Source organism: Sphingobium sp. WTD-1 (assembly GCF_030128825.1).
Lineage (GTDB): Bacteria > Pseudomonadota > Alphaproteobacteria > Sphingomonadales > Sphingomonadaceae > Sphingobium.
Genome location: NZ_CP119127.1, coordinates 2,926,687 through 2,946,061 on the forward strand (window position 1 = coordinate 2,926,687; position 19,375 = coordinate 2,946,061).

A 19,375-nucleotide genomic window follows, 5' to 3' on the forward strand; every position below is an offset into this window, starting at 1 on the left:
TATTTATCGGATTGGGAAAATTGATGCAAAAGGGGAACTTCTTCGGATTGCTGGCCTGTGTTTCGGCCCTTGCGCTGAGCGCTTGCGGTCAGGAAGCGCCGCCCGCACCGCCGCCGCCGAGCGTGGGCGTGGTGACGCTCAAGACCGAGTCGGCACCGTTGCTGAACGAACTGCCGGGCCGCATTTCAGCCTTTGAAACGGCCGAAGTCCGGCCGCAGATCAGCGGCATCATTCGTCGCCGTCTGTTTACCGAGGGCGGTAACGTCCAGGCCGGACAAGTGCTGTACGAGATCGATGACGCGCCCTACCGGGCCGCGCTCGCCCAGGCGCAGGGTTCGCTCGCCAACGCGCAAGCGGCGATCCGCTCGACCGGGCTTCAGGCTCAGCGCTACAAGGATCTGGTCGGCATCAATGCGGTGTCGAAGCAGGAATATGACGATGCCGATGCAGCGGCCCAGCAGGCGCGCGCCAATGTTGCGGCGCAGCAGGGCGCAGTGCAGGCGGCACAGGTGAACCAGAATTTCACCCGTATTCGTGCGCCCATCTCGGGCCGTATCAGCCGTTCGCTGCTGACCCCGGGTGCGCTGGTCCAGACCGGTCAGGCCGATCCGCTGACCACCATCCAGCGCACCGACCGCGTCTATGTCGACGTGACCCAGTCCGCCGCGCAGATCATCGACCTCAAGCAGGCGATGAAGGCCGGCGGCATCAGCGAGGCGCAGGGCGCCCGCATCCAGCTGATCCTGCCCAATGGCAGTGTCTATCCGGGTGAAGGCCGCTTGCAATTTGCCGATGTGACGGTGGATTCCAGCTCGGGCGCGGTCACGCTACGCGCAATCTTCCCCAACGCTGACGGGCTGTTGCTGCCGGGCATGTATGTCCGCGCCAAGCTGATCGAGGGTGAGCGCACCCAGGCGATCCTGGCCCCGCAACAGGGCATTTCGCGCGACGCGCGCGGCCGGGCGACGGCGATGGTCGTGGGCAAAGACAACAAGGTCGAGGTCCGCCAAGTCGAGGTCGATCGCGCGATCGGCGACAAGTGGATCGTCACCAGCGGCCTGAAGCCGGGCGACAAGCTGATCGTCGAGGGGCTGGTCAATCTGCGTCCCGGCACGGTGGTCAAGCCCGGCGCGCCGCAGCAGGTGACCGCCCCCGAAGCTGGTGTGGCAGCCCAGGGCGGGGCGCACTAAGCCATGGCCCGCTATTTTATCGACAGGCCCATCTTCGCATGGGTCATCGCCATCGTCATCATGCTGGCAGGCCTGCTCGCGATCCGGTCGCTGCCGGTCGCGCAGTTCCCGGAAATCGCCCCGCCGGCGGTGACGATCCAGACCACCTATCCCGGTGCCAACGCCCAGACGCTGGAAAGCACGACGACGCAGATCATCGAGCAGCAGCTCAAGGGTATCGACAATCTGCGTTATTTTGCTTCCACCAGCGACGGTTCGGGCAATCTGAGCATCACCCTGACCTTTGAGCAGGGCACCGATCCTGACATCGCGCAGGTGCAGGTGCAGAACAAGCTGTCGCAGGCGACCCCGCTGCTGCCGCAGGAAGTGCAGCAGCAGGGCCTGCGCGTGGGCAAGTCCACGTCCAGCTTCCTGCTGATCATGGCGGCCTATTCGGACGATGGCATTCATGACCAGGAGGACGCGGCGGACTTCATCGCGTCCAGCCTGCAGGATCCGCTGAGCCGTGTGACCGGCGTCGGCGATACCCAGCTGTTCGGTTCGCAATATGCGATGCGCATCTGGCTCGATCCGTACAAGATGGCCAATCTGGGTGTGACCACCGGCGACGTGAAGTCGGCGATCACCGCGCAGAATGCCCAGGTGTCGGCCGGCCAGATCGGTGGTTCGCCCTCGCCCAAGGGGCAAGCGCTCAACGCCACCGTCACCGCCCAGTCGCGCCTGCGCACGCCGGAGGAATTCGAGAATATCCGTCTGCGCAGCAACAGCGACGGTTCGGTCGTGCTGATGAAGGATGTCGCCAAAGTCGAGCTGGGCGCGGAAACCTATGGTTTTGGCGTGAAGTTCAACGGCCATCCGGCGTCGGGCTTCGGCATCAAGCTGGCACCGGGCGCCAACGCGCTCGACACTGTGGAAGCCGTCAAGGCGCGCGTCGACCAGCTGTCGAAGAATTTTCCGAGCTGGGTCAAATATGACTTCCCGGTCGACAACTCGACCTTCGTCAAGCTGTCGGTGGAGCAGGTGGTCCATACCCTGTTCGAAGCCGTGCTGCTGGTGTTCGTCGTCATGTTCCTGTTCCTGCAGAACTGGCGCGCCACGCTGATCCCGACGATCGCGGTGCCGGTGGTTCTGCTGGGCGCGCTGGCGATCCTCAGCGCAGCCGGCTTCACCATCAACACCCTGACCCTGTTCGGCATGGTGCTGGCGATCGGCCTGCTGGTCGATGACGCGATCGTCGTCGTCGAGAATGTCGAACGTCTGATCCAGGATGAAGGGCTCAGCCCCAAGGAAGCAGCCAAGAAGTCGATGGACGAGATCAGCGGCGCGCTGATCGGCATCGGCCTGGTGCTGTCTGCGGTTTTCCTGCCGATGGCCTTCTTCGGCGGGTCCACCGGCGTCATCTTCCGGCAATTCTCGATCACCATCGTGTCGTCGATGATCCTGTCGGTGCTGGTCGCGTTGATCTTGACCCCGGCGCTGTGCGCCACCATCCTCAAGCCTGCATCGCACGGGCATAGCTGGAACGGGCCGATCGGCTCGATCCTTGGCCGGTTCTTCGACTGGTTCAACCGGACCTTCGACAAGGGCGTGGTGCGCTATGGCGCGGGCGTCGAGAAGGTCGAGCGCAGCTGGGTGCGGACCATGCTGGTCTATGGCCTGGTCGTGGTCGGCATGGCGTTCATATTCCTGCGCCTGCCGAGCGGCTTCCTGCCGGATGAGGACCAGGGCATCATCATCAACCAGGTGTCGCTGCCCGCGGGCACGACGCTGGAAGAAACCGAACGTGCGCTGGCGCGGATGCGCGACCATTATCTGGTCGACGAGAAGAAGAATGTCTCGGCAGTGTTCACGGTCGCCGGCTTCGGCTTCGTGGGCCAGGGCCAAAATGTCGGCATCGTCTTTGCCCGCATGAAGGATTGGCATGAACGCAAGGGCGCCGACAGCCGCGTCCCCGCGATCGCTCTGCGCGCCAATATGGCGTTCCAGAAGATCTCGTCGGGCATGGCCTTCGCCTTCGTGCCGCCGGCCGTGCAGGAACTGGGTAACGCCTCCGGTTTCGACTTCCAACTGCTCGATCAGGCCAATCTGGGCCATGACAAGCTGCTGGCGGCGCGCAACCAGTTGCTGGGCATGGCGATGGGCGACAAGCGCCTGGCGCAGGTCCGTCCCAATGGCCTGGAAGATACGCCGCAATTGAAGCTGAACGTCGATCAGGCTGCGGCCGGTGCGCTGGGTATCGCCCAGGCGGACGTCAACGACACGATCAGCACCAATCTGGGCGGTACCTATGTCAACGACTTCATCGACCGTGACCGCGTGAAGCGCGTGTTCGTCCAGGCCGATGCACCGTTCCGGACTTCGCCCGATGCAATCAATGCCTTCCATGTCCGTGGCAGCACGGGCGTGATGGCACCGCTCTCGGCCTTCTCCACCACGGAATGGGTCCAGGGTCCGGCCCGTCTGGAACGCTATAATGGCGTGCCGTCGATGAACATTCAGGGTGCCCCGGCACCTGGCGTGTCCAGCGGCACCGCGATGCAGGCGATGGAGGAGTTTGCCGCCAAGCTGCCGGCCGGCATCGGCTTTGCCTGGAACGGCATTTCCTATGAGGAACAGACCTCCGGTGGTCAGGCGCCCTATGTCTATGCGCTCTCGATGCTGATCGTCTTCCTCTGCCTGGCTGCGCTCTATGAGAGCTGGTCGGTGCCGATCGCGGTCATGCTGGTCGTGCCGCTGGGCGTGCTCGGTGCGGTGATCGCGGCGACGCTGGCGGGCCTCAACAACGACATCTATCTGCAGGTGGGGCTGATCACGACCATCGGCGTGTCGGCGAAGAACGCGATCCTGATCGTGGAATTTGCCGAAGAGAAGATGCGTGAGGGGCTGCCGCCCGCCAAGGCGGCGCTGGAAGCGGGCAAGCTGCGTCTGCGGCCGATCCTGATGACCAGCTTCGCCTTCATCTTCGGCGTGCTGCCGCTGGCCGTGTCCAAGGGCGCGGGTGCGGGTGGCCAGAACGCCATCGGCTGGGCCGTGGTCGGCGGCATGCTGTCCGCCACCGTCCTCGCCATCTTCTTCGTGCCGGTCTTCTTCACCGTGGTGAAGCGGTTGTTCCGCGAACATCATGAAGGGGAAGAACAGCGTAACGCCGACGGCGAAACGCCGAACGCACCGCAGGAGGCATAAGAATGTTGCGTAATATCAAAGCAATGTCGGTCGCCTCTCTGGCGCTGACGCTGGCCGCCTGTGACATGGCGCCCAAATATGCCCGCCCCGAACTGCCGGTGCCGCAGGCCAGCCCCCAGGGGCCGGCCTATGCGACCGCGGCGGACGGTGGCGCGGCGATCGTGCCGGCCGATACCGCCTGGCGCGATTTCTTCACCGACCCGCGCCTCGTGCGGGTGATCGAGACGAGCCTCGCCAACAATCGCGATCTGCGCATTGCGGTCGCCAATGTCGAACAGGCGCGGGCACAATATAAGGTGCAGCGGGCCGATCTGTTGCCGACCGTCGGTGCCACCGGCACGGCGACCTATTCGGAACAGCCGCTGGTCCAGTTCGGCCAGAGCCAGCGCCTCAACACCGACGTCTATCAGGCACAGGTCGGCATCTCGTCCTGGGAAATCGACCTGTTCGGCCGGGTGCGCAACCTGACCAAGGCGGCGCAGGAGCAATATTTCGCCTCGGTCGAAAACCGCAATGCGGCGCAGACCGCACTGGTGGCGGAAGTGGCGACAGCCTGGGTGAACATGGCCGCCGATCAGGAATTGCTGTCGATCTCGCGCACGCTGGCGACCGCGTTCAAGGAGACGCTGGACCTCAATAAGGCCCGCTTCGACAAGGGGATCGCGTCCGAACTGGAAGTGCGCGAGGCACAGACCAGCTATGATCAGGCGCGCGCCGCCATCGCCAGCGCCACCACGCTGGTCGCGCAGGACCAGAATGCGTTGAACCTGCTGGCGGGCACGACGCTCGGCAGCGAGGATCTGCCCTCGGCCCTGCCGGAAGGCCATGTCACGCTCGACAATCTGCCGGCGGAACTGCCCTCGACCCTGTTGCTGCGCCGGCCCGACATCGCGTCGGCCGAGCATCAGCTGATCGCGGCCAACGCCAATATCGGTGCGGCGCGGGCGGCCTTCTTCCCGCAGCTGTCGCTGACGGCGGCGCTGGGTACGGTCAGTCTCGGCCTGTCCGGCCTGTTCGCGTCGGGCAGCGATAGCTGGTCGGTGGCGCCCAGCGCGACCCTGCCGATTTTCGACTTCGGCAGGAATAAGGGTAATCTGCGTTACGCCAGGGCGACCTATGACGCGATGCTCGCCACCTATGAAAAGAGCGTGCAGACCGGCTTCCGCGAAGTCGCCGATGCGCTCGCCCGACGCGGCACGATGACCGATCAGGTCGAGGCGCAGACCTCGCAGCGCGATGCAGCGCGCAAGGCCTATGACCTGACGCAGGCCCGCTTCCGCGCGGGTGTCGACGGCTTCCTGCCGACCCTGGTGTCGCAGCGGACCCTGTCGAGTGCGGAGCAGAGCCTGGTGACGACGCGCCTGGCGCGGCTCACCAACATGATCGAGCTGTATCGCGCCATGGGCGGTGGCCTGAAATGAAGCGGCCTGCCGCTTGCGGATTTTGACCGCAAGCGGCAGGAAGCGGGGGCGGGGATCATCGCCTATCTCCAGCGATGACGCATGGAGGATGACGATGACCCTGGCCTGTATGACGATGACGTCGCCGGTGGGCGACCTGACGCTGGTCGCAAGCGACGAAGGGTTGAGGGCAGTACTGTGGCCCGACGATGATCCCGCCCGCGTCCACCTGGGCGCCCGGTCCGAAGCGACCGACCATCCGGTCCTGCGCGACGCGGCCTCCCAGCTATCAGAATATTTCGCCGGCCAGCGGCAGCATTTCTCCGTCCTGCTGCATTTTCAGGGCACGGATTTCCAGCGCCAGGTCTGGGCCGCGCTGCTCGACATCCCGTTCGGTGAGACGCGCAGCTACGCCGACATCGCGCGCGCTATCGGTCGCCCGACCGCGACCCGTGCCGTCGGCGCCGCCAATGGCCGCAACCCGATCTCGATCATTGCGCCCTGCCACCGGGTAGTGGGCAGCAACGGCGCGCTCACCGGCTTTGCCGGCGGGGTGGAAACCAAGAAATATCTGCTCGATCTGGAGCGGGGTGGGGATGACCTTTTTTCGTTCGCACCAGCGCCGCTTGTCGATGCCGGAGCGGGGTAGCGCCAGACTAGGCCGTGAACTCATAAATGGCGGGATGGCTAACGTTCGCCTATAGCTCATGCTCGTTCGTGATTTGGGCGTGGAATGGGCTTTCACATAACGCATCGGCTGGGGAATATGGAGAAGGCGTCGCATTCGGCGTTTCCCGACCTGCTGCATGAGCTTGATGCCGACCCCGAAGACGAAGAGCACACGTCGGTCAGTGTGACCCACGAGAGCGAATGGTGCCTTGGCGCCTACCGAGGCGGGTACGTCGTCTTTGAGAATCTGGAAGAGGGTGATCCTCGACATATGACCGACGTACCGCCTGAGAGGATCGTAGCGCTATGGCGGCTTTTGGCTGATGGCGATCTTGTTTCGCTCGAAAACGAGCCGTGGAAGCCGGGATATTGATCGAACGCCGCAGATCTGATTCAGCGTTGGCATGAGCCGATATGACCTGACCGACTTCGAGTGGCGCGTGATTGAACCGCTGCTGCCCAACAACCCCAGAGGCGTGCCGCGGGTCGATGACCGGCGCGTGCTGAACGGTATCTTCTGGGTACTGCGCTCCGGTGCACCATGGCGCGATCTGCCGGAGCGCTATGGGCCGCGCACCACCTGCTACAACCGCTTCGTGCGATGGCGGAAGGCGGGCGTCTGGGATCGAATGATGGATGCCATCACCGCCACGTATGACGGTAACATACAGATGATCGACAGCACTTCCGTTCGCGCTCATCAGCAAGCTGCGACGGCAAAAAGGGGGATCGAGATCATTGTCTCGGTCGCTCCCGAGGCGGGCTCACGACAAAAATCCACGCGGTAGTTGACGCGCATGGGCTCCCCATCCGGCTCGGGCTGACGGCAGGACAGGCGCACGACGGCCGGGTCGCAGACACGCTACTCGACCATCTCGGCCCGCACACCATCGTGCTTGCCGACAAAGCCTACGACGCTGACCGCATCCGTGAACTGATCGAGCAGCAAGGAGCCACACCGAACATCCCCGCCAAATCCAATCGGAAGTGGAAACCCTGCTTCGGCAAACGGCTCTACCGCGAGCGCAATCTGATCGAGCGCTTCTTCTCCAAATTGAAGCACTTCCGCCGTGTCGCCATGCGTTACGACAAGCTGGCCGAAAACTTCCTCGCTATGGTCCAACTCGCCTCAATGCGGCTGTGGCTTCGCGCTTATGAGTCTACGGCCTAGCCTCATGTCATTGCTCATCACCCCCCCCATTGATGCTCGGCGTCAGTGCATCATGCCGAAGCTAGCCTTCAAAAAGAGGCCGAGAATCAGATCATCCTTGTCGGACGCATAGCCGATCTTGAAACCGGGCAGCACGGGTGATTTGGCAGATGGCAGGAAGTAGACAGGCAGTTCCGCACCGAAATCATCGTTCAGACTGTCATAGGTGAATTTGGGCGACGTCGCGATATTCGCTCCAAAAATATTGAGGCCCGTCGCATAGCGATACTCCAAGGACAGGTTCAGTGAATCGTCGCGATCGGGGCCTTTCGGAGCCGCCTTAGCGCAATCCTTGTCCGGATCGGTCGCTACGGGTTTGCACAGGATCTGCTCTTCTGCCGCTTCATAGCTGGACTGATAGTCGATGCCGAAACTCATCATGGTCCTGCGATCGCCGGGGTAGAAGGCGAGGAAGCCGCCAATGCCCAGTTGCGGCTTCCAATCGCTATGCTTCGCCAAGCTGACGGGATCGCGATAATTAAATTGGTTCATGCCGATCGAAACTTCGCCGCCGAATTGCCATGCGTGGCTTTGGAGGCCCGTCGGCGCATCGCGCTTGGTTGCGCTGTAGCGGGAGAGGCTGAAAGACAAGGAGGGTCCGTCCGACAGCCCGTCGAGCAATTGCGGATCGATGAGGTCGGTGTCGTTGGCCAGCGGGACCGACAATGTCAGGCCATAGCTGGTCTGACGGAAGCGGACGGCGCCATCGGCGTCCGATGGACAAATGCGGGGCGGCAGCTTGCCGCCATAACTGAGGCTGGTTCGGGCCTCGCCATTATTGACTTCCATCTCGCCGCCCAGACCCTGCAGCAGCGACGCGGTTCGGGCGGTAGGCGCTGCCATCTGTTGCAAGGACGGCGCCAGCCTTTGAGCTGTTGCCTTTTCATCCAGTGTCATTCCCGGCGCGCCTGGGCAGGAGGGCAAATCGGTTTGCGCGGCCGCGATGGCGGGAAAGGTCACTAGAGAAAGGCCTAGCAGGAGGTGGGCGCTCCGTTTCATACGGAGAACTTGGCGACGAGATGTTGGCCGGTCCGGTTGCCGGGAACTTCCAGCGTCAGCGGCCAGGTCGAGCCTTCGGGTAGCAACGTGGCCCCATCGATGGTGACAGTCACCGTCGCCCCGCTGCCATCGGCGTCGATCACCAGGCGGTGCTCGCCTTCTGCCAGCGTTACCAGCGATTCGAAGTCGCGATTGAAGTTGGTGATCGGCCGGCGGTCGATGAAAATTGCCCATGCCAAGACATCGTCGCTGGGTTCGACATGCAACAAATTCGCCATGCGTGCCTCCAAAACAGCAAATGTTTCGGATGGCGAACGTACAGGGGGAGGGGATATGCGCCAGTCGAACTGGATCGGAAATGGACCAATCAGTTCCAGCGTTACGCAACACTAAAATAGGGGGCATGCTGCGCGCCAGCCGATCTATGCGGCGTTTTGGTGCACCCAAGTGGAGCGTAAGATTGGGGCCAGCCATAGGGTTGGTTTGTCTAACGCGCGCGAAATCGCGATGTAAAACCCCAGAAAACCCGACCTTCATGGCTAACCGAAATCGGGCCGAAATGCTGCGCCAACAGCACTCCGGCCCTGACCAAGGCGCATGGAGGTGCGACATGGCTGCCACTGCCACTATTCGGATTTTGCCACAGATCCAAAGCCCGCGTGGTGCGGGTATTATCGAACGCTTCCACAGCCATGTGGATCGGCGCGGGCCGGATGAGTGCTGGCCTTGGACAGCCTCCTGCAAAGAGGGGTATGGCCGGTTCAAGATTTGCTCATACGAAGCGGTAGTGGCGAGCCGGTTTGCGCTCGTCCTGGCTGAGCGCGTCGAGCATATGGACCTCCATGTCCTGCATAGCTGCGACAATCCGCCATGTTGCAACCCGGCTCATCTGCGGTGGGGCACGCCTGCCGACAATGCCGCTGACAAGGTGGAGCGCGACCGCTGGCGGGGAGGCGATCAGGCCGGCGCGTCGAATGGCGCTGCCAAGCTGGATCAGGACGGGCTGGCAAAGGTTATCGCCGGCCTAAAGCGCGGGCTGAATAACAAGCAGATCGCGCGCGACCTACCGATCGGTCACGCCATGGTCAGCAAGATTCGCCTTGGCCACATGTGGAAGCAGGAGGCCGCTGCGCTCGGATGGGTTCCGGCTCAGCGCTATAGCAGTATCCGCGCCACCCGCCCCGCCGATCTGATGGGGAGGGGGATGTGAGCGAAGAGAACAGCCCAGGGATGCGCGCGCGTGCGTTGTTTCCTAACCAAGGGATGCACCGCAATGCCGAGTTCATCGCAAATCTTCACCCATTGGCGATCGACTATCTAGAGCAGGCGCCAGTGCTAGCCGCTTCGTTTGGCGTGAAGGTCAATAGTCGTGCGGATCGCTTATACATCGCAAGCCGGATCGGCGGCCCTATCGAGCGTGGCGAAAAGATCAAGACGGTCATGGCCGCTGTTGGCATAGCGACGCCGCTCCGAAAGCTGAAAGCGTATGCGATCCAGCCATATATGTCGGATTTCGTCCGTGAGTTGAACGACCTTTCGCCATCAACCCTATCGCAGGTGATACCAGATCGGCCTCATGCGCAGCGAAAGTGGCTTGGCGCGCTGAAGACGTATCGTCGGCGAATGCGGCTTAACCACTCTTCGCCAAAGGCTGGATTTGCCTGGATCGCGCAGCACGCCCACCGGTGCGCTGAAGGAGAGGCTAGCGACTTCGCGGATTTCGTGTCGCGGAACAAATCTGTCGATATCTCGCGGTGGTCATTTGAGCGCATGGCGAACGAGGTCCAGCTTTGGCACGACCGGCTCGCTGCCGACAATTCGCTGGGCAAGATAGGGATTGGCATTACTCCAACGACAGTCATCGACCTGAGCGACTGGCCGGATCACATAGAGCATGGCGGCTTTGAGTTCTTCAAGCTGTCCACCCCTTCGATGTTGATCGAAGAAGGGCGTCGAATGCGGCACTGCGTCGCCAGCTACATTCCCCGCGTCATGAATGGTGGATGCCATATCTACTCGATCCGGGTGGATATGCGGCGAATGGCTACCCTCGAAATCGTTGGCCAGCGCGCCGCCCAGATCAAAGCGTTTGCCAACAAGTGGCCAGCGAAGGGCGTGATCGATGCCGCCGACACCTTTGTCAGGATCCATCAGCCTGGAGCCGCCGCATGACCCACCCCCAAGAAAAAGCGCTGGCGGGCGGGGAGGGGAGGCGGTGCCTTCGCTGCGACAACTCAGTCGGATCGGGGAGGCTTTGCGACGGCTGCCTAGCTGATGAACTGGCCGACCGGGATTGCGACGAAGAGTATGCCGAGCCTGAGTTTGAGTGCGCCGGCTACAACGATGGGACGGGCTTTTACTGTCCGCTCTGGGGCAGCGAGGAATGTGACTGGGAATGTCCGAGAGGAGGTATGGGATGACCCCCGCCCACCAGATAGCCGAGAAGCTAACAGAGGCGCAGCGCGTGATTCCGGCTCGGCAATACACCCCAGACGGTCGCGGCTTTTTCTGCGCCAACTGCGGCAGGACTTCGATCAGGCACATCCCTTGGCACGGCAAGCGGCTGTGCGACCTTCCGAAAGGCCAAGAACATGACCACTGACGGCGTTCTTATTTCCCGCGATATGCTGGCGTTCCTGTGCGGCGATGGCCCGCTGGAAGGCTATTATTTCGGGGAGAAGCCCGAGCATGAGCGCGGCAATTTCTGGTGGCGCAAGCATCTGCGCGAAGCCGAGAAGGTCGCCCTTGAGCAGGCCGGGGAGCCGTCAACTGTCAAGGAATGCTTGACGACTGCGGCCTATGCTGGCGTGACGCAGGGGGATATCGACCATCTGGACGGCCTGTTGGATTGCGCTGGCGACTGCGAGAAGATGCTGGCAGCCATTTCCGCCCACCGCCTCCAGTCCGTCGCCGCTGCAACCGCCGCGAAGGATGCGGAGGTTGCGCGGCTGCGGGAGGCGCTGGCGGCGGTCCAGCCGGTCGCTTGTGGCGATTGGTGCCGGGACGACAAGCATATTCCAGAATGCGAGAAGGCACGCGCCGCCCTCTCCGAATCGCGGGAGGCGGGGCCAGACGAGCTAACATGTATCCTTACACTTGGTCCGTCGCTCAGTATCGGCTCCGACCTATCCGAAGCGCGGGAGGCGGGGGATTCCCTTGCCGCCGGGGATCGGGTATAAGGGATTGCCGCTTTGGACTGGGGGTTCCCGGTCGGCGGCACGGGTGACGGAGGTTCCGGGTTCAAGTCCCGGCTTCGGGGTGTAAGAGACTCCGGGTTAGCTCAACTGGATAGAGCGCCGTCACCTAACTATTCGGAATTCCCGAAAGGTTCGCGTCGGTCGCTGGGGTTGCGATGGGGATCGCTGGCCTCGTCTCCAGATGACCGCCGCCTGACCACATCGGCGAGGATATCGGGGCCATATTCCTCGGCCGCCGGCTTGACGATCTTCTTCAGCGCAAACTTGGCGATCGAGAGGATGGCTTTGCCGAGGCTCATCCGCGGATGTCCTTCAAGATCGCCACAGCCGCGACGGTCAGCAGCGTGAAGGGCACCAGCGCGCCGATGAACAGACAGGCCCCGATGAGCGCACCGAGTTCGCCGTAGGTCATGGTCATTGAGGCTCCACGGGAACGGGCTTCTCGGGCGGCTGATCGATCGTCACCGGCTGCGGCCCGGAGACCGATGCCTTGCCACCGCTGGACGAACCCAGCCAGAAGCCGAAAGCGAGGACGGCGAAGCTCTTCCACGTCCCTATGACATCGCCCTTGAGCGCGACATCGTTCGACCAGAGAACGACCCAGACGGAGAAGCCGAGATAGCCGAGAACCGCGGCGACGCAGGCCGCGACCACTATGCGGAGGTGGGGGACGGTGGGGTTCATCGCGCCCACTCCCCGGTCTTCTTCTGCAACCACGCGAGGAACTCACCCACCGTCTTGTTCTGCAGGATCGACGGGTTGGCCTTGGTCGCTGCCTCGCCGGCAATCAGATCGGCCCGCGCCTTGGTATCCGCGCCGATCACCGCCGCAGCCGTCACCGGGCCGAAGAAGTGGGCCGCATAGAGCGAGGCCTTGTTGATCGGGATGCCCTTGCCGCGCAGATAGGCCGCGTTCTTGGCGGTGAACGTCTTGGCGCGGGCAAGCTGCTCATCGGCCGATGGCATCAGGCCGCCGAAGGCCTTGGACATGTCGGCGCCCCATTTGCCACCTTCGCCGATCCAGGTCGACTTGATGAACTGGTAGAGACCCGAAGCACTGGAGGTGCTGGCCTTGATGTAAGGCCGGTCACCGCTCTCTATCTTGGACAGCATCGGCCAATAGTCATCGGGCAAGCCGGTTGCTGGCGCGGGCTTGGGCGGTGCCAGCTTGTCCAGCATCGCAATCGTGTCGCGCCCCGCCCATCCGTCGATCGGCGAAAGGCCGGTGCGTTCCTGAAACAGCCGCACGAATTCGTCATCGGAAATGGTGGTCATCAATGCCCCCTCTCAAATAGCAGCTTCACCAAGAACAGGATGATTGTGACCGAGATCGTGAACACCGCAGCGACGCCGCCATAAAAGCCGACGCTCTTCTCCTGCTTGAGGTTGACGGCGTTCAGGCTGTCCTTGAGCGCGTCCACCTTGTCACTGATGACCTTGTGGTTCTCCTCGATTTTGCCGGCCAGCTTCTCTTCCAGCTTCTCGATGCGCTCATCGAACTTGTCCTGCTTCTTTTCCATGCGCTCCAGGTGTCGTTCGAAGTTGATCTGGGCTTGCCGGTCGTTGTTGAGGTCATGCTTGACGACGCGGATCAGCTCGTGCGCCTTCGCAACTTCCATGCGCAGTTCGGCGATTTCGTCAGGCATGGAGATGGGCCGCCTCACCCCATGGCGTCATCGCCGCTGCTCCTTGGTTTGTTGTTATAGACATCACGCAATTTCCACCGTCACCATCCCTGCCGCCGACTGTATGCCTGCGATATGCTCGTCTGCGGTCATGGGATGGTCCTTGTCAGGTTACGGGGTCGGGATGGAGTAGCGCGCCCGGATCACGCCCTCGACCAGATCGCGCAGCGCGGTGTCGAAGTGCAGGGCGATGTCGAAGATCATGACGAGGCTGAGGTCGCCGCCAATCAGCGCGCCGCTTGCCGCCGAGCCAAATGGGTTGACTGCGCCGACATGGAATTCGCGGTGGACGTTCGGGAGCGCGCCGTTCGCGGTGTCGCCCTGCGTCTCACTGATGACGCCGGTGTCGACCCGCATCGTGCGGATGCACATGTTGTTGCCTAGCGCGCCGACTTCCTGCGGCTTGTTGGCGATCCACTGCATTGCCGGGCCGTCTGCATATTTCAGAACGGCGGTGTCGGTCAGCGATCCGCCCAGCGTCACGCCGTCATTGACGCGAAGGCCCTGGCTGCCTGGCCCAGCGTCCTGATCATTATTCTGGATATAGGTTCTGTCCGTGCGGCCGACCGTTGCGGCGCCCGCGATGAATGTGTTCTGGTTCGGGCCGCTGCGTCCGACCACCAGCAGCGTGAACTCGCCCGCGGGAAACAGGTTCTGGCCATTGTCCCAGAGCTGGTTATTAGCGCTTGCGAAGAATAGCGACGGGATGCTGCGATAGGCGGCGATATTCTGGAGGGTCGGCAGAGCGGTGCGCTCCTTGACCAGCATTTTGCGGTCCTTGCGGCAGCGCCAGCCATCCTTGTCGAAGCCATGGCCCGCGTCCCACCAGTGCAGCAGGCGCGGATGACGAACCAGCAGACGTTCGTCGGCGGTCGGGGAAATGATCGGCGTGCCGGCGCTGGCCGGATTTGCGTAGGCGGTCTTGGTTTCGCGACTGGTCATGCGCTGATCCTTCAGGAAAGCACGGGGAGGATGACGACCTGCTTGCAGGCCCAATGATAGAGGACAGCGCTATCCTGCGGGTCTGTCCCATAGCTGGCGGCCGAGCGGATACCGCTACGGCCACCAGCAAGGCGACCAACGCCGGTCGCCGTTCCACGATTGGCGATCAGGAGGCGCTGGCGCAGGCCGGTCGGCGCCGCGGCAAGGGTGATCTCGATCGTGTCGGTGGTGCCAGCGACCAGCGCAATCCCGGTGATGGCCGGCGGCGATCCCGAACCGTCATCGAAGTTGACCCCCTTGGCCGCGCCCAGGCTGGTGATCTCGACCAGCGTGTCGGTCGTCTCGATCGCGATCGGCATGGTGAATTGGGCGCGGACTTTGGTGGTGCTGAACCACCATGCATCCTTGACCTTGAGCGGGATAAAGCCGCGTCCGAACTGGTCTTCGCAGATTGCATGACCGAACATCTGGCCGATGCGGCGATAGGCGCGGCATGACGGATGCACGTTGTCGCCGCTGTCATCGGTCCAGTAGATCGGCCCGACCGTGCGGACATACTGGTTGTCGTCGGGCACCAGCTGGCCCATGGCGATGGGGATCTCGGTGGTGATCGTGCCCACATCCTTGGGTCGATCGGTCTGGCTCAGGAAGAAGAGAGGCGTGCGAGCCTGATCCGGGTTGAGGCGGCGCACGATGTCCACGAATGCGGTGTGCCACTGCGACATATCGCGGCGGTAAACCTCGGCTGATGTCCCGTAGGTCGTGTCCTGCTCACCCAGCAGGATCGGCGCGCAAAGCACTTCCAGACGCGCGCCAGCCTTGGCCACGGTCAGGCGCGAGTTGACGATGAGATTTTGCAGATAGCGCCAGGGGATGCCGCCTTCCTTCAGGCCCGTCCCGCCCGGATTGCCTGCATAGGAGGTGCCGCCCCACGCGCAATTGGCGAAGATGATCTTCGGCTTGAAGCCAAGGTCCGCCTGCATCCGGCGCATGATGGCGTCGGCCATGCCAGAACAGATCGATTCCTTGTTGTGATCGTCGTCCTTCTTCACCTCGATCAGGTCGGAGAAGGACGTGAAAACGGTGTCTTCGGGCCATGGCGTGGTGCCCGGCATCAGCGCATAGCCGGCATGCTCGGCAACCGTCGTGACCGGGTTGTCCGCCGCGTTGGAGTTGAACCCGCCGGCGAGGCTCTGGCCCATGACGACGACGAGATAGATGACATTGGCTTCGTTCGGGAAGGTCAACGCGGTGGTGGCGTTATAGCCATAGGTCAGCGCAGCCTTGGCCGTGATGGAGCCTCCGACTGTGACGATCGCGCCATCCGCCGCCGCCTTGGTCGCGCCGGTGATTTCCTTGCCTTCGATCAGGCGCCCGGTGCTGTCGCAGGAGTAGCGATCCAACATGCCGACGAGCGGGACGATTTCCTCTGTCGGCGCCTTCAGCTTCTCGACCAATATCCCGCTCTGATATTCATATTCCTTGTCGCCTATCCAGCCGGAGACAAGTCGCCCATCTGGATCGGAGGTGAAACTGTCGAACAGCCCGGTGAGGGGTACGATATCCTCAACCACGACCGGCTCTTCGGCTTCCGCAGCCAGGCGCTCCAGCTCAGCATCGACATCCTCAAGGGCAGCTTCTTCGTAAAGCCCTGGCTTGGTATAGCTCATCGTCATCCCCCTCAGATGGCCAGGCCGATGGTGGCGAAATGCGCCTTGAGACGCGCGTAGAGGTCATCGACATCTGCGTTACCGAGGAAGCCGGAGATCATCCCGGCGCCTGCGATTGCCAGATTGGCAGGCGTGCTCACCGTGTGGTCGTTGTTGTTGCCGATCGTGAGCGGCACGGAGCCGTAGACACCCGAGGCAGTGAACGAGGCTGTGACATCGGCCGAGGTGGTTAGGCTGCGCCGATGCAGCGCGCAGCCATTGGGCTGGACGCAGCCGACCAGAAGATCCCAGCCGACGCCAGTGCCAGCGGTCAGCGGCAGTGCAGGCGAAGCGATGAAGCCGGAGCCAGCGCCATTGCTGAGTAGCATCTTGTAATAGCCCGGCGCAGTCGGATCGATGAGCAGGTCAACAAAGCGCTGGTTGGTCCCGCCGGACGAACCGAGGAAGGTTTCAGCGACCGGCGAACCGGAGGTGCTATGCGTCTTCACCAGCGCCCAGACGGTAAAGGCGTCGCCCAGATCGCGCGGCGCAACCGGCGTGTCGATCCAGCCGCCGTTGAACCAGCCCGAGCCGAAGGTGACTCCCTCGGGGGAAGTGTCGCGGCCATTCAGGCTATAGTCCCATCCCGGTGCATTTGGCTGGTCGATGCCAGGCAGATAGGTAGCATATTCGCCGTCCCAATCGACCGGGCGGCCATACCAGCCAAGTCCCAGCCCGGAGGCGTCTGCGCTATCGGATAGGATGATTTGCGGGACGGTCATGTCAGGCCCTCAGACTTTGATCGGAATGCGGAAGTGGAGGCAGTAATTGCGCAGCCGGCGGTTGATCCCGGCGGGGTCAAAGACATGATCCTCGCTGTCTGCCAGGTTGCCTCGGGCGCCCTTGATGCGACCGGTTTCCCAATTCTCGCCCACGACCTGACTATCGCGCAGGCCGTAGCAAAGCATGTCGCCGGCCTTCAGATCGAAGCTTGAATTGATGCGAACGCGGTTGCGCGCGTGGATGACGGGAGCGCCGGATAGTGCGATATCGCCGGCACCTGGACGCTCGATGTAGAAGCCGTAATTCGTCGCCGCAGCAATCCATGACGTGTCCCAGACCAGCGGCGGCTTAGGCACGTGGAACAGCACATCAACGACGCGCGGCCCCTGGCGCTTGGCCCTGATTGGCTGGAGCGGCCGGAACTTGCGATCGGGGTCGAAGGCCAGCGTCCCATCCGCATTCTCGTAGACGGACTGGAGATAGGCCCGGCTGATATATGCTCCCAGCACCTTGGAAGAAGTGGCGGTCAGATGCAGGCCTGAAACCGTCACCCCATCGCCGGGGATATAGTCCAGCATGTACATCGGGCAGGCCATGACGAACCACGGACTTTGCTCGCACAGCTCAGCCTGCGCGAACGTGATCCCGGTGGGATCGGGCAGGCCGTATCCCGCCAGGTTGAAGCTGGAGGTCTGCGTGTGGACGCAGATGACGGGGCGCTGCTCGCCAACCGCGCCAGCGACATCACGCTCGTAGTCGCGGCGCTCCTTCGCCACGATACCGCGCCATGTCGCGCCCGGCGTCTGGAGCGAGATATCCGCCTCGCCCTGCACCCGTGCATAATAGGGCACGCTGACGGTCTGGCTCAGCGAGCGCGCATATTGGACGCCGAAGCGCATCTGACTGGTCAGGCGGTTGTAATAGCCGCTGCCCCGCGCCAGCCGGATTGCTTCGGTTCCCGCCTCGCCCGCCGAGTGGAAGAGTTGAACCGAACCCATATCATCCAGCGTGACGCCAAAGCGATCAGGCATCGTTTCCAGCGTGGCAAGGCCGGCGCCAGAGGCAGGCGTTTCGCCGCGGATGCCTGATGCCGTTTCGTGGAGCGGAACGACGCTGGCATAGTCCGCGCCGGTGGTGCCATCGTCCTGAGGCCTCACGCCGCCGACGAACATCACCAGCCGGGGCGAGAACGCAACCGGGGTGATGATGGGCAGGCTTTCATAGCCCTCGCTCAGCGATTGTCCGTAGAAGGAGACGATCCCTACTTCGGTGTCGAGCGCGTTGATCGGGGATACGACATGCTCGATGCCGTTCGCATCGGTGCGGCGCGGCGCGGTGAGCGCATAGCCGTTGCGGTCAGTCTCGACATGCGAATAGATGCCGCGCGTGTGGCGGGCCGGTTCGCGAACCATCGACCGCCTGGCGTGGCCGTCCGCCTCGATGACGAGCGCAGCATATCTATCCTTGTCGGTGATGACGGCGAGAGGGGCAACGCTGCGCTTGCCGATCGTGCTGGCGACTTCGGCCACGGTGTCAGCCGCCTCTTCGGCGCTATCCGCTGCGGCATCCGCCGCCGCTTCAGCAGCATCCACCAAAGGCTGGAGAATGGCGACCGCCTCCTCAAGGTCGCCCATGCCAGCCGCCGCGATGTCGATGGCGAGAGCATCCAGACCGTCCCGGATTTCCTGCTTTACCGGCTCGTTTTCGCCGGTTCCAGGAACGCCATTGGTGACATAATCACGCCAGGCCAGCTTGAGTGCGTCAGTGCCGAGGGTCATTCGTAGCTCCCGGTCATATCTTCCACCAGCGTGAGGGAACCAGTGGCAAAGCGCGGGCCGTTGAGCGGCGCCGACATGTCACCGGACAACCGCATCACACAGCGAGGATCGGAGAAATTGAGATTGGTCCCAGCCGGGACTGCTTCACGAAGCGGCGGCCGAAACGTGATTTCGTTGCCAATGACGGTCGCGATCTCATAGAGACGATGGCGCCATGTCGGATGATCGATGCTGAACCGCTCGCCGCCGATCAGGGGTTTGCCGAGCGTCACGATGGTCAGGGTCATCGAAGTGGCGCGCAGCGGGGCATCGGCGGCGGCCTCAACCTCGCAATCGCCAGCGGTGTAAAGCGTCCCATCACTGAACGGCGTGCCATCGCTATGCGGGACATGCTGGCGCGATGCGACGGGCTGGTGGCGTGCATCGCAAATTGGGAAGATGATTGCCCGAGTGCCGCTGTTCAGCAGCGCCCGCAGCGCGCGCCAGGACAAGACCTTCTCACGGCGGTTGAGTGGCGCGTTCTGGTAATCGGCAACCCAACGGCCGCCGCCATCGGTGACGATCGCGCTTTCATCGCCGTTGATCGCAACCCCGCCCGAAATCACGTTGGCGCGCACCATCATTTCGCGCGAAGCGAAGCTGAACTGGCACGTCGGAAAGGTCGCGAGCATGTGCGCAAGCGTGGCCATAG

The 19,375-nt window shown here is 62.8% G+C and carries 20 protein-coding genes and 1 pseudogene; 9 read left to right on the forward strand and 12 right to left on the reverse strand.

The window, feature by feature from the left end; translation table 11 throughout:
- Window positions 1–23 precede the first annotated feature (23 nt).
- The 6 genes and pseudogenes from N6H05_RS14545 to N6H05_RS14570 all read left to right on the forward strand — a co-directional run bounded on the left by N6H05_RS14545 (window position 24) and on the right by N6H05_RS14570 (window position 7,613).
- Window positions 24–1,190, forward strand: a complete 1,167-nt coding sequence (locus N6H05_RS14545) for an efflux RND transporter periplasmic adaptor subunit (protein ID WP_284110146.1) — start codon at window positions 24–26, stop codon at window positions 1,188–1,190.
- Window positions 1,191–1,193: 3 nt separating this feature from the next.
- A complete protein-coding gene (locus N6H05_RS14550; protein ID WP_284110147.1) occupies window positions 1,194–4,373 on the forward strand; it encodes an efflux RND transporter permease subunit in 3,180 nt (1,059 codons plus the stop codon).
- Between the two features lie 2 nt (window positions 4,374–4,375).
- Window positions 4,376–5,794: an efflux transporter outer membrane subunit gene (locus N6H05_RS14555; protein ID WP_284110148.1), complete on the forward strand. Its 1,419-nt coding sequence runs from the start codon at window positions 4,376–4,378 to the stop codon at window positions 5,792–5,794.
- 94 nt (window positions 5,795–5,888) lie between these two features.
- The gene (locus N6H05_RS14560) at window positions 5,889–6,422 is read left to right on the forward strand and encodes a methylated-DNA--[protein]-cysteine S-methyltransferase (protein ID WP_284110149.1); all 534 of its coding nucleotides are present in this window, start codon (window positions 5,889–5,891) and stop codon (window positions 6,420–6,422) included.
- Between the two features lie 117 nt (window positions 6,423–6,539).
- Window positions 6,540–6,815 (forward strand): hypothetical protein, encoded by a 276-nt coding sequence (locus N6H05_RS14565; RefSeq protein WP_284110150.1) that lies wholly within the window; start codon window positions 6,540–6,542, stop codon window positions 6,813–6,815.
- 31 nt (window positions 6,816–6,846) lie between these two features.
- A pseudogene (locus tag N6H05_RS14570) lies at window positions 6,847–7,613 on the forward strand (IS5 family transposase).
- Window positions 7,614–7,655: 42 nt separating this feature from the next.
- Here the strand turns inward: N6H05_RS14570 and N6H05_RS14575 are convergent.
- Together N6H05_RS14575 and N6H05_RS14580 are read right to left on the reverse strand one after the other, a co-directional pair.
- Window positions 7,656–8,549: a hypothetical protein gene (locus tag N6H05_RS14575; protein WP_284110151.1), complete on the reverse strand. Its 894-nt coding sequence runs from the start codon at window positions 8,547–8,549 to the stop codon at window positions 7,656–7,658.
- Window positions 8,550–8,647: 98 nt separating this feature from the next.
- Window positions 8,648–8,929 carry a hypothetical protein gene (locus N6H05_RS14580; protein WP_284110152.1) on the reverse strand — a complete coding sequence of 94 codons (282 nt, stop codon included), beginning with the start codon at window positions 8,927–8,929 and terminating at the stop codon, window positions 8,648–8,650.
- A gap of 332 nt (window positions 8,930–9,261) precedes the next feature.
- Here N6H05_RS14580 and N6H05_RS14585 point away from each other — a divergent pair, with 332 nt between their 5' ends.
- From N6H05_RS14585 to N6H05_RS14595, 3 genes are all read left to right on the forward strand, one after another.
- On the forward strand, window positions 9,262–9,861 hold the full coding sequence (locus tag N6H05_RS14585) for an HNH endonuclease family protein (RefSeq protein WP_284110153.1): 600 nt from the start codon (window positions 9,262–9,264) through the stop codon (window positions 9,859–9,861).
- The gene (locus N6H05_RS14590; protein WP_284110155.1) at window positions 9,858–10,823 is read left to right on the forward strand and encodes a PcfJ domain-containing protein; all 966 of its coding nucleotides are present in this window, start codon (window positions 9,858–9,860) and stop codon (window positions 10,821–10,823) included. Before N6H05_RS14585 ends, N6H05_RS14590 begins: the two co-directional genes overlap by 4 nt.
- A 419-nt stretch (window positions 10,824–11,242) precedes the next feature.
- On the forward strand, window positions 11,243–11,830 hold the full coding sequence (locus N6H05_RS14595; RefSeq protein ID WP_284110156.1) for a hypothetical protein: 588 nt from the start codon (window positions 11,243–11,245) through the stop codon (window positions 11,828–11,830).
- A gap of 128 nt (window positions 11,831–11,958) precedes the next feature.
- Here N6H05_RS14595 and N6H05_RS14600 read toward each other — a convergent pair whose 3' ends face one another.
- From N6H05_RS14600 to N6H05_RS14645, 10 genes are all read right to left on the reverse strand, one after another.
- Window positions 11,959–12,147 (reverse strand): hypothetical protein, encoded by a 189-nt coding sequence (locus tag N6H05_RS14600; protein ID WP_284110158.1) that lies wholly within the window; start codon window positions 12,145–12,147, stop codon window positions 11,959–11,961.
- Window positions 12,144–12,266 carry a hypothetical protein gene (locus N6H05_RS14605; protein WP_284110159.1) on the reverse strand — a complete coding sequence of 41 codons (123 nt, stop codon included), beginning with the start codon at window positions 12,264–12,266 and terminating at the stop codon, window positions 12,144–12,146. Before N6H05_RS14605 ends, N6H05_RS14600 begins: the two co-directional genes overlap by 4 nt.
- Window positions 12,263–12,532, reverse strand: coding sequence for a hypothetical protein (locus N6H05_RS14610; RefSeq protein ID WP_284110160.1), 270 nt, complete (start codon window positions 12,530–12,532; stop codon window positions 12,263–12,265). Before N6H05_RS14610 ends, N6H05_RS14605 begins: the two co-directional genes overlap by 4 nt.
- Window positions 12,529–13,122 (reverse strand): hypothetical protein, encoded by a 594-nt coding sequence (locus N6H05_RS14615; protein ID WP_284110162.1) that lies wholly within the window; start codon window positions 13,120–13,122, stop codon window positions 12,529–12,531. Before N6H05_RS14615 ends, N6H05_RS14610 begins: the two co-directional genes overlap by 4 nt.
- A complete protein-coding gene (locus N6H05_RS14620) occupies window positions 13,122–13,493 on the reverse strand; it encodes a hypothetical protein (protein WP_284110163.1) in 372 nt (123 codons plus the stop codon). Before N6H05_RS14620 ends, N6H05_RS14615 begins: the two co-directional genes overlap by 1 nt.
- Before the next feature lie 150 nt (window positions 13,494–13,643).
- On the reverse strand, window positions 13,644–14,474 hold the full coding sequence (locus N6H05_RS14625) for a hypothetical protein (RefSeq protein ID WP_284110165.1): 831 nt from the start codon (window positions 14,472–14,474) through the stop codon (window positions 13,644–13,646).
- A gap of 11 nt (window positions 14,475–14,485) precedes the next feature.
- On the reverse strand, window positions 14,486–16,144 hold the full coding sequence (locus N6H05_RS14630; RefSeq protein WP_284110166.1) for a hypothetical protein: 1,659 nt from the start codon (window positions 16,142–16,144) through the stop codon (window positions 14,486–14,488).
- Between the two features lie 11 nt (window positions 16,145–16,155).
- Window positions 16,156–16,905, reverse strand: a complete 750-nt coding sequence (locus N6H05_RS14635; protein WP_284110168.1) for a hypothetical protein — start codon at window positions 16,903–16,905, stop codon at window positions 16,156–16,158.
- Window positions 16,906–16,914: 9 nt separating this feature from the next.
- The gene (locus N6H05_RS14640; protein WP_284110170.1) at window positions 16,915–18,684 is read right to left on the reverse strand and encodes a hypothetical protein; all 1,770 of its coding nucleotides are present in this window, start codon (window positions 18,682–18,684) and stop codon (window positions 16,915–16,917) included.
- Window positions 18,681–19,373 carry a hypothetical protein gene (locus tag N6H05_RS14645; RefSeq protein ID WP_284110171.1) on the reverse strand — a complete coding sequence of 231 codons (693 nt, stop codon included), beginning with the start codon at window positions 19,371–19,373 and terminating at the stop codon, window positions 18,681–18,683. The genes N6H05_RS14640 and N6H05_RS14645 overlap by 4 nt, the downstream gene beginning before the upstream one ends.
- Between the last annotated feature and the right edge of the window lie 2 nt (window positions 19,374–19,375).